The sequence below is a fragment of the Colwellia sp. MB02u-9 genome (genome assembly GCF_014077085.1).
Lineage (GTDB): Bacteria > Pseudomonadota > Gammaproteobacteria > Enterobacterales > Alteromonadaceae > Cognaticolwellia.
Genome location: NZ_JACGVF010000070.1, coordinates 83,385 through 96,973, shown reverse-complemented (window position 1 = coordinate 96,973; position 13,589 = coordinate 83,385). Strand labels below are relative to the sequence as shown.

At 34.4% G+C, this 13,589-nt stretch carries 11 protein-coding genes; 4 read left to right on the top strand and 7 right to left on the bottom strand.

The window, feature by feature from the left end; all coding sequences use genetic code 11:
* The first annotated feature begins 147 nt into the window (after positions 1-147).
* Positions 148-1,524, top strand: coding sequence for an exosortase (xrt, locus tag H4J65_RS04045; protein ID WP_182195757.1), 1,377 nt, complete (start codon positions 148-150; stop codon positions 1,522-1,524).
* Between the two features lie 115 nt (positions 1,525-1,639).
* Here xrt and H4J65_RS04040 read toward each other — a convergent pair whose 3' ends face one another.
* The 5 genes from H4J65_RS04040 to H4J65_RS04020 all read right to left on the bottom strand — a co-directional run bounded on the left by H4J65_RS04040 (position 1,640) and on the right by H4J65_RS04020 (position 7,886).
* Positions 1,640-3,199, bottom strand: a complete 1,560-nt coding sequence (locus tag H4J65_RS04040) for a hypothetical protein (RefSeq protein WP_182195740.1) — start codon at positions 3,197-3,199, stop codon at positions 1,640-1,642.
* A gap of 351 nt (positions 3,200-3,550) precedes the next feature.
* Positions 3,551-4,534 carry an endonuclease/exonuclease/phosphatase family protein gene (locus H4J65_RS04035; protein WP_182195737.1) on the bottom strand — a complete coding sequence of 328 codons (984 nt, stop codon included), beginning with the start codon at positions 4,532-4,534 and terminating at the stop codon, positions 3,551-3,553.
* 9 nt (positions 4,535-4,543) lie between these two features.
* The gene (locus H4J65_RS04030; RefSeq protein WP_182195734.1) at positions 4,544-5,614 is read right to left on the bottom strand and encodes a glycosyltransferase family 4 protein; all 1,071 of its coding nucleotides are present in this window, start codon (positions 5,612-5,614) and stop codon (positions 4,544-4,546) included.
* Positions 5,615-5,718: 104 nt separating this feature from the next.
* Positions 5,719-6,711, bottom strand: a complete 993-nt coding sequence (locus H4J65_RS04025) for a glycosyltransferase family 2 protein (RefSeq protein WP_182137280.1) — start codon at positions 6,709-6,711, stop codon at positions 5,719-5,721.
* 23 nt (positions 6,712-6,734) lie between these two features.
* Positions 6,735-7,886, bottom strand: a complete 1,152-nt coding sequence (locus tag H4J65_RS04020; protein WP_182195730.1) for a glycosyltransferase family 4 protein — start codon at positions 7,884-7,886, stop codon at positions 6,735-6,737.
* A 204-nt stretch (positions 7,887-8,090) separates the two neighbouring features.
* Between H4J65_RS04020 and H4J65_RS04015 the strand changes: the two genes are divergently transcribed.
* A complete protein-coding gene (locus tag H4J65_RS04015) occupies positions 8,091-8,912 on the top strand; it encodes a glycosyltransferase family A protein (protein WP_182195727.1) in 822 nt (273 codons plus the stop codon).
* 210 nt (positions 8,913-9,122) lie between these two features.
* Here the strand turns inward: H4J65_RS04015 and H4J65_RS04010 are convergent, their stop codons facing one another.
* Together H4J65_RS04010 and H4J65_RS04005 are read right to left on the bottom strand one after the other, a co-directional pair.
* On the bottom strand, positions 9,123-10,058 hold the full coding sequence (locus H4J65_RS04010; RefSeq protein WP_182195723.1) for a glycosyltransferase family 2 protein: 936 nt from the start codon (positions 10,056-10,058) through the stop codon (positions 9,123-9,125).
* Between the two features lie 45 nt (positions 10,059-10,103).
* Positions 10,104-11,054: a DUF5672 family protein gene (locus tag H4J65_RS04005; protein WP_182195721.1), complete on the bottom strand. Its 951-nt coding sequence runs from the start codon at positions 11,052-11,054 to the stop codon at positions 10,104-10,106.
* A 217-nt stretch (positions 11,055-11,271) separates the two neighbouring features.
* Here H4J65_RS04005 and H4J65_RS04000 point away from each other — a divergent pair, with 217 nt between their 5' ends.
* The gene (locus H4J65_RS04000) at positions 11,272-12,117 is read left to right on the top strand and encodes a glycosyltransferase family 2 protein (protein WP_182195718.1); all 846 of its coding nucleotides are present in this window, start codon (positions 11,272-11,274) and stop codon (positions 12,115-12,117) included.
* 15 nt (positions 12,118-12,132) lie between these two features.
* Positions 12,133-13,566: a sulfotransferase gene (locus H4J65_RS03995; protein ID WP_182195715.1), complete on the top strand. Its 1,434-nt coding sequence runs from the start codon at positions 12,133-12,135 to the stop codon at positions 13,564-13,566.
* The last annotated feature ends 23 nt before the right edge of the window (positions 13,567-13,589 follow it).

The following is a 13,589-nucleotide window of genomic DNA, read 5'->3' as shown; positions in this document are numbered from 1 at the left end:
AATTTAACAAGCCGTTTACAATTGTCAGAAAAATTAACCCGTAATAATATTAGTGAAGCGTTTTATCACTAGCTGAAAAATAACTACCGCTAACGCGTTATACTCGGTAGTATTGAATGTAGACAATATGGATATCAATGGTTAATAATGAATAGAAATGTCTCTTTTGAACTGCCAACAATTAATAAACCTTTTCTTTGTATATTAATAATTTTCACTGCTATCTGTGCGCTGAATATTCCTGTTCTGCTAACCCTTTGGCGACACGGATTTGATGATGGTACATATTCTCATGCTTACCTCATCCCTTTTATTAGTCTATATCTTTATTATCAATTGTCTCGAAATGGCACACTACAATTCAAAGAAACATGGACTGTGGTGCCCACTATATTATTACTCTTAAGTTGTGGCTTATTGTTTATAACCAGTAACGCACAAATAAGTGTTGGTTATTGGGCGGCGTTACTAGCGGTTTTTATCACCAGTGTAACTATGCTGTTTCGGTTTAATTATTATATTGTTTTTCCTGCTGCCTTCCTCATTTTTATATTCCCTTTTTGGGGGGTATTAGTCCCTTTATTACAAAATGTGTCAACAGCGGCTGTCACTTACCTGATGAACTTTACGGGTGTGCCCACTTATGTAGAAGGCAACTTTGTAACTATTCCTGCAGGTGTATTCGAAATAGCGGACGGATGCAGTGGATTAAGATACATGATTGTTTCATTAGCTATTGGTTCTCTATTTGTTTTTCTTAATATTAGAGACACTAAACGAGCAATATTATTTTTATTGATGACCATAATTGGGGCACTACTGACTAACTGGATAAGAATTACAGCGTTAATATTAATTGGTGAATATACCAATATGGAAAGTAGTTTGATGCAAGATCATAATACTTTTGGCTGGTATCTTTATGTGCCATTTATGATTTTTCTTTTTTGGTGGGGTAACAAGCTTTCTGACATTGACTTAATTGCCTCAACATCAAATACAGCACAAATCAAAAATAGCCCTAGCTATGCATCTATGGCAGTAATGGTATTAATGTTGGGTTTGTCATCAACCACGTTCAGCAGCATGCTTGTACCTGCTACTGCTACTGAAAATTTAACCAGCGATGCTGCTTTTGAAATACAGCCAAAAATACATTTTTATTCTTTTGTCACTCACAATATATCTTCAAACGACAACACTATTAAGCTTACTTATGTTTTTAATGGTGAAGCCTTAGATGGTAAACCCAGTTATTATGAAAATAATTTAATACCTAGTGGTTGGAGAAGCATTTGGCAAGAAAACCATCAAAATATAAAAATACACCGCATTTTCAAGGAGGGTAAAAGCGCATTAATTCTGGTCAGTTATGAAATCAACCAACAACAATTTCCGTCACTTACCGCCTTCAAAATCGCCCGATTAACCATGGCATTCAAAAACATCAATCAAACAAAATTACATTGGACCTTTATACCTTGCAAGCAACACAATTGTGAAGCTGAGTTACAAAACCTCTAAGGTAATATCATCAACTAACACGCTACCTGACTAGGTCAACATGATGAAATTAAGAAAACGACTTAATCAAGGTGTCTACATTTAGTTGGCCTGGTCACGTAAGCCTATTGCAATATTAGTCAGTATTTAACAACAAGCTCTTTAACCAAGGTAAGTCACTGGTAGTTGAATACATCCAACCAAAACGTCGCGGCGGTTTCAGCACCCAGTAATTTTTCTCTCGCTTGCTTTTTTGTGCTTTTATTAATCTCGTATAAGTGCCTGAGCATTGCTCTAATAAAGCACGAAACAAGGTTTTAACCATAAAGTTATCCTGCTTGGTTATTTGCTTTATATACGCTGACTTACCCAATAAAGCGGCAACATCACAAGCATGCTGCGGATCTGTCCATTGATTTAACTCTTCCTGCTTAGGGTTTTCTATAGATACTATGTATTTAGCAATCACAATATTCTTTACCCTAGCGTCACCATAGTAAATACCATAATTCAAAATAAAATCGCCAAAGGCATCAATTAAAGACGCGGCTCGCACATCACCGGTTAGTTGATAAAAGCGCCATAATGCATCACCTAATAAAGCCATCATCCAAGGCGAACAAGCCGGCGTGTCATCACCCCAACCTTCATGTGATTTATAACCATGCTGCGGACAACCTCTTAATGGCCAGTTATTGTCAGGATTAAACGTCATGGCAACGCTCGCATCAATAATGTTATTGATACGAACTAAGGCTGCTGCATCATTGGTTAGCTCCCAAGAGGAAACAGCCACATTTAACGCTGCTGCTTGATTACGCTCAGTCCAAAAACCACGCCCTAGACTATAGCTTTCATCCCAATCTAGTGAACGTTCAAAAATTCGCTTCAGTGTTTTTTTTGCTTCAACGTCACCCGTAAGTAAGTACCGATACAACAAACCTTTTGGCATTAAATATTTAGGGTCAAAGTTTTTTTTCAGAACAAATAGGCCACTTTCATCAATATTTTTAATATAAAACTTTGCAAGTTTATTGGCTTTTGTTAACCATTGATTTTCACCTGACATTAAAAATAATTGATAAATGGCTTGCGGGCGGTCATACAACCATTGGCTTGCTTTGCGTGCTGGGTAACCTTTTTTGCTCAACAAGGCTTGATTGGTTAAATAATGGGCGTATTTTTTTTGCGGCTCTGTATACCAATCGGTGTCTAGTGCTTTATCAGGATGTAGTAATATACTTTGCACCAGCCATGGTGTTGAAGGATAAACAAGCTGGCTTAAATTAGATTGATTAGCATTAATTTGCTGAACAGCAAGTGCTTTATCTGAATCTAACCAAGTAAGCGTCAGTGTTTTAGGCGTCAGTTCTTTAGGCCCCAGTGCTTCAGCAAAGTCTTGCAAACGACTAAGGTCAATCGACAGCAGGCGAATAAATGGCTCACTCTTCATGGTTGGCCAAGTATTAAGTACCTGGTAGTTAGCTTTAATCGGATGGTTATTGGCAGTTAAAAAAAAGCTACTGTTCAAAGCAACACGTTGATTTGGAATGGGTAGCAATAAAAATATCGACTCTTCATTAATGGTTTTATTAATGGTGGCAAGATCAAATGTAATAGTATTTTCAACACTAAAGCTATGAGTTGAGAAAAAAACCAAAACAATATAAACCGCAATAAGCGCTAATTTTAACATCAAAAATCCTTTTATTAATTACACCTATGATACTAACTAAGTGAGCCATTTAAATGGTCTAAATATTTAATAATATTGTTGCTTTCAAGCACACACGCCAGCTATTTCTCAAAAAAATATTCTTGTTTTATTCTAGAGGCTTACATCAATATATTAGGTTTTACTAATGCCCTGGAGCCATGTTCTAAAGAGGTGTTAGTCATTAGAGCAAGGTATTAAAGAATACATGAAGCATATACCCAGATGACGAGTAAAGGCGATGAAAGCACCCATCAAGCACCTTGTTGTTAAAATTTGCTCTCATTACTTATGTAAAGTGAGGGTAAAGGTAAAGCTGAATCCTTAATAAATTTAATGGGTATTACCTACACTAAAAGTAGCAAACACGGGCTGATGATCGCCATTTATAACCTCAACAACATCAACAGCCTTTAACTTAAAGTCATCAGAATATAAAATATGATCGATTCTTACGCCATGCCATACCGTATGCTTAGTGGCGTTAAAACCAATACCTTTGATGCCAATCGCATTATTTAAATGTGTAAAATTACGCTGATAAGTATTTTCATCTTCCGGCATATTAAAGTCACCCACAATTAAGGTGTAGGGTTTGTTTTTTGACCACAAGCTGACTAATTCAGCTTCAAATTGCCGGTTACTCTCTATGGTGTTTGCCAATGTAAAATCAAAAAAACGATAAATTAAGCCCATCAGTACTGAACGCGGCGTTTCAAAGTGTACATTCGCTAAAGAAACTTGACCAAACTGAGTTTCAATTTGATAGAAAATGGCAAAAGTCCCCCACCCCTCAAATAACCTTCTACTCAGTACTTTAACTCGTTTGAAAGGGTATTTACTAAAAATACATAAACCAGAAATACACTCCTTAAAATCATAATCAATAAATAGCGTTGAAAGCGCTATGTTTCTCGCTTCCTGCAATAAAATTATGTCTGGCTTCCTAGTGAAGCCAATATACTCAAGCTCTCGCTTAGAGCCGCCACCACCAATATTAGCACTAAGCACTGATATTTCATCTGAAGTTGAAGTTGAAGTTGAAAAGTATGAACTTGGGCTAGGCAATTGAAAGTCTAAAAAATTTAGTGATAATAAAATTAACAAGGAAGAAAACCATAATTGTGCTTTTGACAAATAACGCCAGAAAAACAACAAACCAATAACAGCAATCAACAACCACCAACGTGGACCAAATAATAACGCATACTTAGGAATAGTCAGTATCTCGTAAGTCGGCCACCAAGGTAATAATGTGACCAAAAAGCACATACCACAACAGAAAATAAAATACGCTTGGCTTAAACGTTTAAACATGTAGCTTCTCTATTTTTCATAAAGCTCAGCATATTTTTTAGCTGATGACTCAATAGAAAAATTGTCTGTTATATAAGCAAGAGCATTAGTACCTATTTCATCAACAAGCGATCTATTATTCATAATATTCAGTATCTGTTCTGCTAATTTTTGATCATCATCAAATTCAAACAACCAACCAGTTTCATCATGTTTGACCAGTCTTGGATTACCACCCACATTAGTCGCGACAACGGGAATACTATTGGCCATAGCTTCAATAATTACCATCGACAACCCCTCCGTTTCGGAAGTAACAACGAGTAAATCTAAAGAGGAATAAATCAGTTCACGGTCGTTCACCATGCCATGAAAGGTAACAGCTAAAGTAGGCGTTTTTTCTTTATAGAAAGTTTTTAAATCTTCTAAACTTAGGCCATCACCAAAAAAGTGTATTTCAACATTAGTTTGTAAGTCTGCAGGTAAGCGTTGAATAGCTTTAAGTAATCCTATCTGGTTTTTTAAAGGAATAACCCTACCGACTGAACCAATTCTTAAAACTTCACTTTTAGCAGGCACTTTATTTACTGGTTCTATCAAAACACCGTTATCAACCACAACGCTAGTAACATTTCCCCATTCATGAGCTTGATGAAAATTATCTTTACCTTCTTGAGAAACAAAAGTAACGGCAGCTATATATTGCTTAATTTTTTGGTGAAACCTTAACCAGGGTGCTGAAGAGTATGGTGCGGCACCATGTCTTGTATAAACAACCGTCTTTCTTAGCAAAGGTAAAAATAAGCTTAAATATTTTAACGCATGAGGAGAATGTACATGAATTACATCAAACTTTAATAAAACCATAAACACTCTACATAACTTTATATATGAGTGACTTGAATAAGAGGCAACCGGAATGTTATTGATGTGGCAAGTACCAACCAAATCATCGGTTGGGCTGCCTAATGAAATAATTGCAGGTTGTATATTGAGTTTTTTTTGCGCTATCGACAAATCGATAATAAAGCGTTCAGCTCCGCCAATTTTTAAGCTACCAATAATGTGAGCTACTTTTTTACTTGTTTTTTTTTGTTTCATAACAAACTTAGAATGAACATATAATAAATATGAATGTGTAAAAATACCTCTTATGAAGTGTTAGCCTCAAAAGAGGTGAAAATAACAATACAATTAAGTAAGCACTAACGATTCGGCTCTGGATTACCTATTTCTTGAGATAATTGTCTTGAATCACCGATTGGATCTTTCAAAGGATCCCAATCTTTACAAAAAATTCTTTTAGCCAGCCCGGTAATTTTATTTGCTAAGGGAATAGGAATAAAAAAGAATCGGCAAATCAAAAAAGCCTTACGGCGAAATACCCAATTATAAATAGACTGCTCTGAATAAAAATTATAGCCCCATCTTTTTTCAAACTCTCGATGCGATTTTTCATTAAGCTTATGCGACCAAACAAAAAAGAAATATTGCATGTCTTTAATGGTTAATCGAGTACATAAATTATCAAATATCACTTTTGAAAAAGGGTTGGCAACCATAGTTTTACCCTGTGCTCTTAACTGCATAGGAATATCTATTTGTTGTCTCATGACCATATCTGGAAAATCAATTTCTTGTAGATCTTCAGTTTTAAAAGCTACGGTATGCCACTCAAAAGTTTCTGTCGGCCTAATTTCTAACGGTATATTCTCTGGTAGCTCTCTTCTATATTCTTTAGCTTCAATTAAGTAATCAACGCCCTCATATTCAACAACCAATATTTTACAAGTATATAAATGGTTTCGAATCTTAGCGCCTTGATCAACGCCCTCTTTTTCAAGCGTTAATGGAGAAACAAAAGCAGCGCCATCATTAATACTTTCAATCAGTGGCGGCATCCAACCAGGCAACACAGTAGTATCCGTTTCAACCCAAACCAACATGTCGGTTTTAATAATAGGCACTAAATGCTCAAACACTTTCATAGGCGTGACCATGCCACCATAATCAATTATTTTAGCATTCGGTATACTTTTAATACGTTGTTCAACTTGCTTAATAAGAGCCTTTGGATAGCCAATATCAGTTATTATTAAATCAAATGGCTCATCAGTATTTTCACAAACAGCGTCAATGCACTCAATAACACCGTAATATCGCTCTCTTGGAGTTATCACTATGGTAATAGTGGTCATTACATTTCCTTTATGACTTATGGTTAATTTTGTTTTAAAACTTCTCTATAAAAGTCGACATGGCGATTAAAATAATGCTCTCGAGTAAAGTTGAGGTAACATCGTTTAAAGCCCTCCAGTCCCATAGCGCTTCTAAGCTCATTATTAACAATTATTTTATGGGCTGCATCAGCCAATTGCTTGGGCGTGTCGCTATCAACCAATAAACCGGTTTCATTTTCTACTATAGCTTCAGGCACACCACCAATTAAAGACCCAACTATAGGTAAACCTGTCGCCATTGCTTCAAATAATACCGTAGCGCCATTTTCTTCCCTTGGAGAATGTAAGAAAATATCAAATGCCGAAAAGTAAGATTCAGGATCAGGATGAAAACCGGCAAAAATAACCCTTTCAACCTTAAAGTCACTGATCAGCTTTTCTAACCGTTTAGTGTCTTGCTCATTACCCTTGCCTAAAATCATCAAGTGTACTGACTTACCTTCGTCACCTAGGCGCTGTTGCAAGTCAGCAAAACCTTTAATAACTACATCAATGCCTTTTTCTAAGCCAAAATGCCCCATGGCACCACAAACAATGTCGGTTGGTTTAATGGCAAAGCCATCCCTAATACGATTTCTAGCATCAAGATCAAATGAAAATCTGTTTATATCTGCAGAAAGATTAATTAACTGTAATCGTTTAGGTTTAATTAAATTGCTGGCAATAAAATCTCGACCGCGAGCATTTGACACAGTAATGACACCTTCGCTAACTATTAGCGAAAACATATTACGTAATTTGTTTTTAAAGCTTGCTGTTTCAAAGTTTAATGAACGATGAAAAGTCATGATTTGAGGTGGTGTTTTATTGAAAGAAAATTTAGCGAGCGATGAAAAAAACAAACTGCCAGCATCATGTGTATGTATTAAATCTATGTCATGCGAAGCACAAAATCGCGCTAACTTTTTTGCCGCAGCAAAGTCGAACAGTTTTTTCCGATCAAATACAATGGTGTCTTCAAATACGGTTAAATCTATCTCATCTGCACCTAAATGAGAAACACAACCTAAAAAAACCTTGTGTCCAGCTCCTTGCATACCTGCTGCGAGGTTTCTAATGGCCTCTTTGCGACCGCCATTCTCAAATGACAATGTTAACTGTAAAATATTCAGTGGCTTTTCATTTTTTTGCATTATATTCCCTTATTTGCATTATATTCCCTTATAAAATCTACTTACCAAAACAAATTGTCCGTAATAATAAACATCGCCTTTTATTGTTTATAAATTACTACATCTTCCTTATCATTAAAAGAAATAGGTCTAAAAGCTTGTATGAAAATTAGAATAAAAGTACATTTAGTAGCTAATTAACTGAAACAAACAATGGAATGTTTAATGCTCCCCTCTATTAGTGTCGTAATTCCTTTTTATCATGCTGAAGCGTTTTTTGACGAAACATACCAATCAATAAAGCAACAAACAATTCAACCTCAAGAAATTATAGTAGTAAATGACGGTTGTGGTGCTAAAGCAATAGAATTTTTATCTCAATATACTGATATAAAAATCATCAATTTCACCGAAAATAAAGGTGTATCCACGGCTAGAAATGAGGGGGCAAAAGCGGCAACCAGTGATTTAATTGCATTTTTAGACGCTGATGATATTTGGCTACCGAATAAACTTGAAACACAACTAGCTTTTTTAGAAGAGTACCCACATTTTTCAGCTTGCCATACAGGCGTCACTACATTTAATGATAAAGGTGATATTTCAACATTTAATAATAAACCCTTTGACTTAACAATTATTGATTTATTAGAATCGATGCAAGTTACCCCACCCTCATTACTTATTACTAAAGCATCACTAGAGGCAGTTGATTTTTTCGATCAAGGCATACGCTGCTCTGAAGATCATGACTTCAGCATACGCCTAGTTCAACAAGGCTTTAGAATAGGTTTCATTGACCAAGCGCTAACAAAAGTCCGGCGAATGGACCATGGCAACATTTCATCTAATGGCCGCTCGATACTAATTGGCCATTGCCAGCTTTTAAAAAAACACTGGCACACGTTTAGGCAACACAAGGGAATGACTTCTAAATATTTATATAAAACATTCATGACTGCAGGTGGTAAATCCACTGGCATTGAGCGAAAGCTTTATTATCTTACAGGTCATATTATTAAGCTTATCTTTAGTGTTAAAGAATAATACGATAACAAACTATCGGTAATCTAAACCTACCTGTTATAATTTGCGGCATAATTATTTGCAAATAAAAACAGAGACTTAAGAGATGGAAAAGTCTTAGGCTTGTCCCATACCCCACGTAGCAGATAGCCTATTTTAATTTCTATTTAGTGCTCACCACAATATAAGATGAGCGCTAAATAGCAGCTAATAAGAAGTAAACTCAAAACACTAAGAAGCGTTTGTCGAACTACTATTTACCATGTTTCTATCTCGGCTAAACTGTACTAGCTTTCCATATGTATTAGATACTTTCATTAACGATAAACAAATTTCACTCTTCTTAAAAGAAAACGCCTTAACCAAGACCTTCAATATGTCAGTCAATAATACTTTAAATAAGTATCTGGGCATTCCAAAAAAATTAGGCATTTGACCAACTGGATTATTATACACATAACCACCGCCAGCGTTATAAGCTCTTTTAATTAGCCAGCCCAATGTTAACTGCTCATCTCTGATCTGGTGACGTACCTCAGAATCTTTCAAGTACATTGTGGTATTTCCCGCATTTTTAAGACGAATCAATAACTCAGTTTCACTTCCTGTAATATGGTTATTTACTACAGTTATCTCTTTTGAAGCAAAACGGACACCTTGATCGAATATACCTTTACGAATAAGCATATTTCCTCCCCACAAGGCATCGGCATCAATCAGTCTATTCTCGTCACCTAAATCCAATATACCTAAAGCTGTTTTAATACTTGGTGATGACACCTCAATCCATTTTGGAAGTACTCTGTCTGGTAAAATTTTACCGCCAAAAATATTTATATCGAGCTTACTTCTTGCATGATTTACATATTGATCGACTAAATTTTTATTTGGTAAAATATCGTTATCGGTAAACCAAATTAGGTCGCTTTTTGCATGAGGTATCGCTTTATTAAGAGCGTTATTCTTGCCTGATTCAGACTTTTCAATAAAGTGAATTGGAATTATATCTTTAAATAAGTCAATTACTTTTCTCGTTTCTTCACGATAAGCATTATCAACAATGATTAATTCCCATTGATAGTTAGACTCAATTAAACAATAACACTCCAGAGATTTCTGCAAGATTTCTTCACTATGGTAGGTTGCAAAAATAATAGAAAGATCCATTGTTTATCCTGTTCCTAAAATTAACACATTAATAAATAGTACTGTTTAAAGTATTTTTTCGGCATCAGGGCAATAACGTAAAAACTTTTCTAAAGCTTCAGGATTTAAATTATTGACTTGATGTGCACTATAACTCTCACTAAGAAACTCATTTTGAGTACAAAATTTTATACAATCGGATTTTTTACCTACTTTCCCTCCAAGTAATTCTATATGAAACGCAAAAAAATCATCTTCACCACCTTGCCAGGTATGATTTGAAAATCTACGCACACTTTCAATTGATAATTCGTAATTTCGAATACTAAAACCACCTACCCCTCCATCTAAAATCAAACCATTTGGGATCAAACGATTATGCCACCACGCACCTATATAATCGAAGTGAATGAAATCTGACAACTGATAACTTGATGCATTACAAATTACACTATCTGTTTGAAATACTATCACCTTATTCCTAGCTACAATCAACCTCCAGAATGACTCAATTAAAAACAAGGAGTTATATAGGTTTGCATTTAAACTATCAATATCTAGCTTTACCAAAAACACAACACCGTTCTTAACTAAATCACCGATTTTTGAATTCAAAATGAAGTCCGTATTCTCTTTACCATGAAAAAGCTGAACTCTTTTTCCTGTTTGTTCGACAAAGTTACAAACAACGAACTCCAATGCAGAATGTGACCGTGTTTCAACAATCACTCCCATACAATCATCATCAACAGAAGTATCTTTTTTCAATGGTTCTAAAATATCAGTTAAAATTTTCTTTCCGGTAACTGAAGGAGCGTCCGTCCATGACTTAAGGTTTTTATAGATGAAGTCTATGTCGTTAACTGATATTTGAGCTATATCCAATTTATTCTTACTTAAATATTTTAAAGCTACAGCTGCACTAGTAGGTCTAAAATTAGCAAAAAATTGTTGGATCGAAGTGTAAGTCCTCAACCATTGCCAATATATAGGTTTAATTATTTTAATTAAAATCACAAATGAGTTACTCTTGCATAACAATTTAATAACAATTTAATTTCAGGAAAGAGATTAACAACAAAAATCAAATAACCCAACTAATTTAATCAATAAATACAGCCTATCAATATAAAAACTATTGATTTAAGTCAGTGTCGTTATCTTTTTAGATATTAAAACTAAATATTGTATTATTTTTTATAATGTACATAGCAAATTAAAGGAAGAAATGAGTGTGTCTGAAACTGTAGATATATTGTTAATAACTTGGAATAGAAAAGATTATGTTATTAAAACATTAGAAAATATACTCTCTGATCAAAGTAATTTTAGGCTTTATTGGTGGGATAATGGTTCAGAAGACGGTACTGCGGAATTAATAGAACGATATGATGATAGCAGGATTGTGTTAACTCATAAAAGTGAAAATAATGTAATGCAAGCAGAACCAACATATTGGTTTTTAAAAAATAGCACTTCAAACATTATTGGAAAATTAGATGATGACACAATCGCACCACACGGTTGGATTGATAAATGTGTAAGCTTATTAAATGAAAATAAGAAAGTAGGTATGGTCGGGTGTTGGACTTTTTATCCTGAAGATTATGAAAGAAATAAACAAGTAGCAATAAATAAAATTATAGAACTTAACAAAGGCAAAATATTACAAAATTTCTGGATAGGAGGCACTGCTTTTCTAATGATGAAAGGCTTAGCTAAAAAGTACCTAGTTGAAGGCAACGGAAGAGCCTTTCCTGTTGATAGGGCAAGAATGTCTTTAGATGGTTACGTAAGCGGTTGGTACTTTCCATTAATACACGCTGAACATATGGATGATCCACGCTCAAAAAATTGTTTAACAAACTCTACCGGTCAACCATTAGCACTCACAGCTAGAGTTCGAGGGTTCACAACAAATGCTGAATTCTTGCAATGGATAAAAAATGATGCTGATAATATATTAACCACATCCTTTGACTCTCAAAAAGCAGAGCATCTAAATAAAATCCATTTTAAATCAACTCTTTACATGAAACTCAAGAATATTTTGAGTACATTAAAAAATAAGTTCTTTTAAAAGGGTAGATTAAATATGCACTTGAAATTACAAAGCTTTTTAAAATTAATTGGAATCAAAAAAGTAATTCGAAAAATAATTAGCTATGGTTTTCAATCAATGATTGAAAACAATCCATTAATTTATAAAAAAATAATGGAAGCCTATGAAAAAGAAGAATTAAATAAAATAAAAAATGACATTAACAACAAAGGACGGTATTTAACAATATCTCGAAATATTAAAATAATAGAACCCAGAGGTTTAATCATAGGAAATAATGTCCACATTGGAGAAAATTCTTATCTAAATTGCCGGGGAGGGATTTCAATTGGAAGTAACACCCAAATTGGTAGTAACGTTAATATTACTACAAGTAAAAGTAATTATGAGGGCATATGCCTACCATTCGACTCTACGACTAATGATCATCCTGTTAGAATTGGAAATAATGTATATATTGATGATAATGTAAGTATTCTTCCTGGTGTTACGATAGGTGAAGGCGCAGTGATCAAATCAGGATTAGTCATATCTAATGATATTCCCGAGCGAGCTATTGTTTCAATAAATGAAAGTTATAAAATTACTTACAGAGATGAAGATACATATTCACGCTTGAATAACTTGCAGTCATACGGAGGAATAAGAGGACGAAAATTACCTCTAAATGAAATTGAAAAGTACAGTAAAAATTTAAACGAAGATGGAAAAAATGTATTTTTTGTATTGGGTACCGGCCGTTCAGGTAGTACAACAATTGCGAAAGCCTTATCCAAACATAATAACATCGCATGTTTTCATGAACCAAAACTTCAATTAATAAGAATTTCTACTAAGTTGCTCCATGGTGAAATTTCGCAAGCAGAAGCAGCAGAAGAACTAAGAAAGCTTTATATTAAAGACACGAAAACCTCTAGTCTTATTTATGGTGAATCAGATCAAAAACTTTCTAACTTAATAGGGTTAATCCACAAAATAATGCCAAAGGCTAAATTTATATGGCTAATAAGGGAACCTGTTAAAACAGTCAACTCCACATACTCTAGAGGTTGGTTTTCAAATAATGAAATGGAGTTTGAAGGGCAAAACAAACTGGATAGTAATTTATATGCAGGTATATATTCGGATTACCGACCAAGAGGAGATTTATCCGGCTACATGTCTAAAGATGAATGGTTAGACATGTCTGAATTCGAAAGAAACTGTTGGTATTGGTATTTCTGGAATCAAAATATCATGAAAGAATTAGACTTGATTGACAGTAAATTATGGATAAAGGTTAGATTAGAGGAGTTAGGTGAAAAAATAAACTCAATATATGAATTCTTAGATGTTCAACCTATAAATTCAGAAGTTTCAACAACAAATAAGGCGCCGCCTAAATATGAGTTATTAACGGATGAAAAATGGACAACAGCAATGCACTCTTCATTTAATAAATGGTGTGATAAGCAAGATTTGTATTAAATGGCAACCGAAGATATAAAACT

What these genes read in the sequence shown, in the direction of transcription:
- H4J65_RS04010 (WP_182195723.1), bottom strand. Translation starts at nt 10,058, where the DNA reads ATGGATCTTTCTATTATTTTTGCAACCTACCATAGTGAAGAAATCTTG.
- H4J65_RS04015 (WP_182195727.1), top strand. Translation starts at nt 8,091, where the DNA reads ATGCTCCCCTCTATTAGTGTCGTAATTCCTTTTTATCATGCTGAAGCG.
- H4J65_RS04030 (WP_182195734.1), bottom strand. Translation starts at nt 5,614, where the DNA reads ATGAAACAAAAAAAAACAAGTAAAAAAGTAGCTCACATTATTGGTAGC.
- H4J65_RS03995 (WP_182195715.1), top strand. Translation starts at nt 12,133, where the DNA reads ATGCACTTGAAATTACAAAGCTTTTTAAAATTAATTGGAATCAAAAAA.
- xrt (WP_182195757.1), top strand. Translation starts at nt 148, where the DNA reads ATGAATAGAAATGTCTCTTTTGAACTGCCAACAATTAATAAACCTTTT.
- H4J65_RS04020 (WP_182195730.1), bottom strand. Translation starts at nt 7,886, where the DNA reads ATGCAAAAAAATGAAAAGCCACTGAATATTTTACAGTTAACATTGTCA.
- H4J65_RS04035 (WP_182195737.1), bottom strand. Translation starts at nt 4,534, where the DNA reads ATGTTTAAACGTTTAAGCCAAGCGTATTTTATTTTCTGTTGTGGTATG.
- H4J65_RS04040 (WP_182195740.1), bottom strand. Translation starts at nt 3,199, where the DNA reads ATGTTAAAATTAGCGCTTATTGCGGTTTATATTGTTTTGGTTTTTTTC.
- H4J65_RS04025 (WP_182137280.1), bottom strand. Translation starts at nt 6,711, where the DNA reads ATGACCACTATTACCATAGTGATAACTCCAAGAGAGCGATATTACGGT.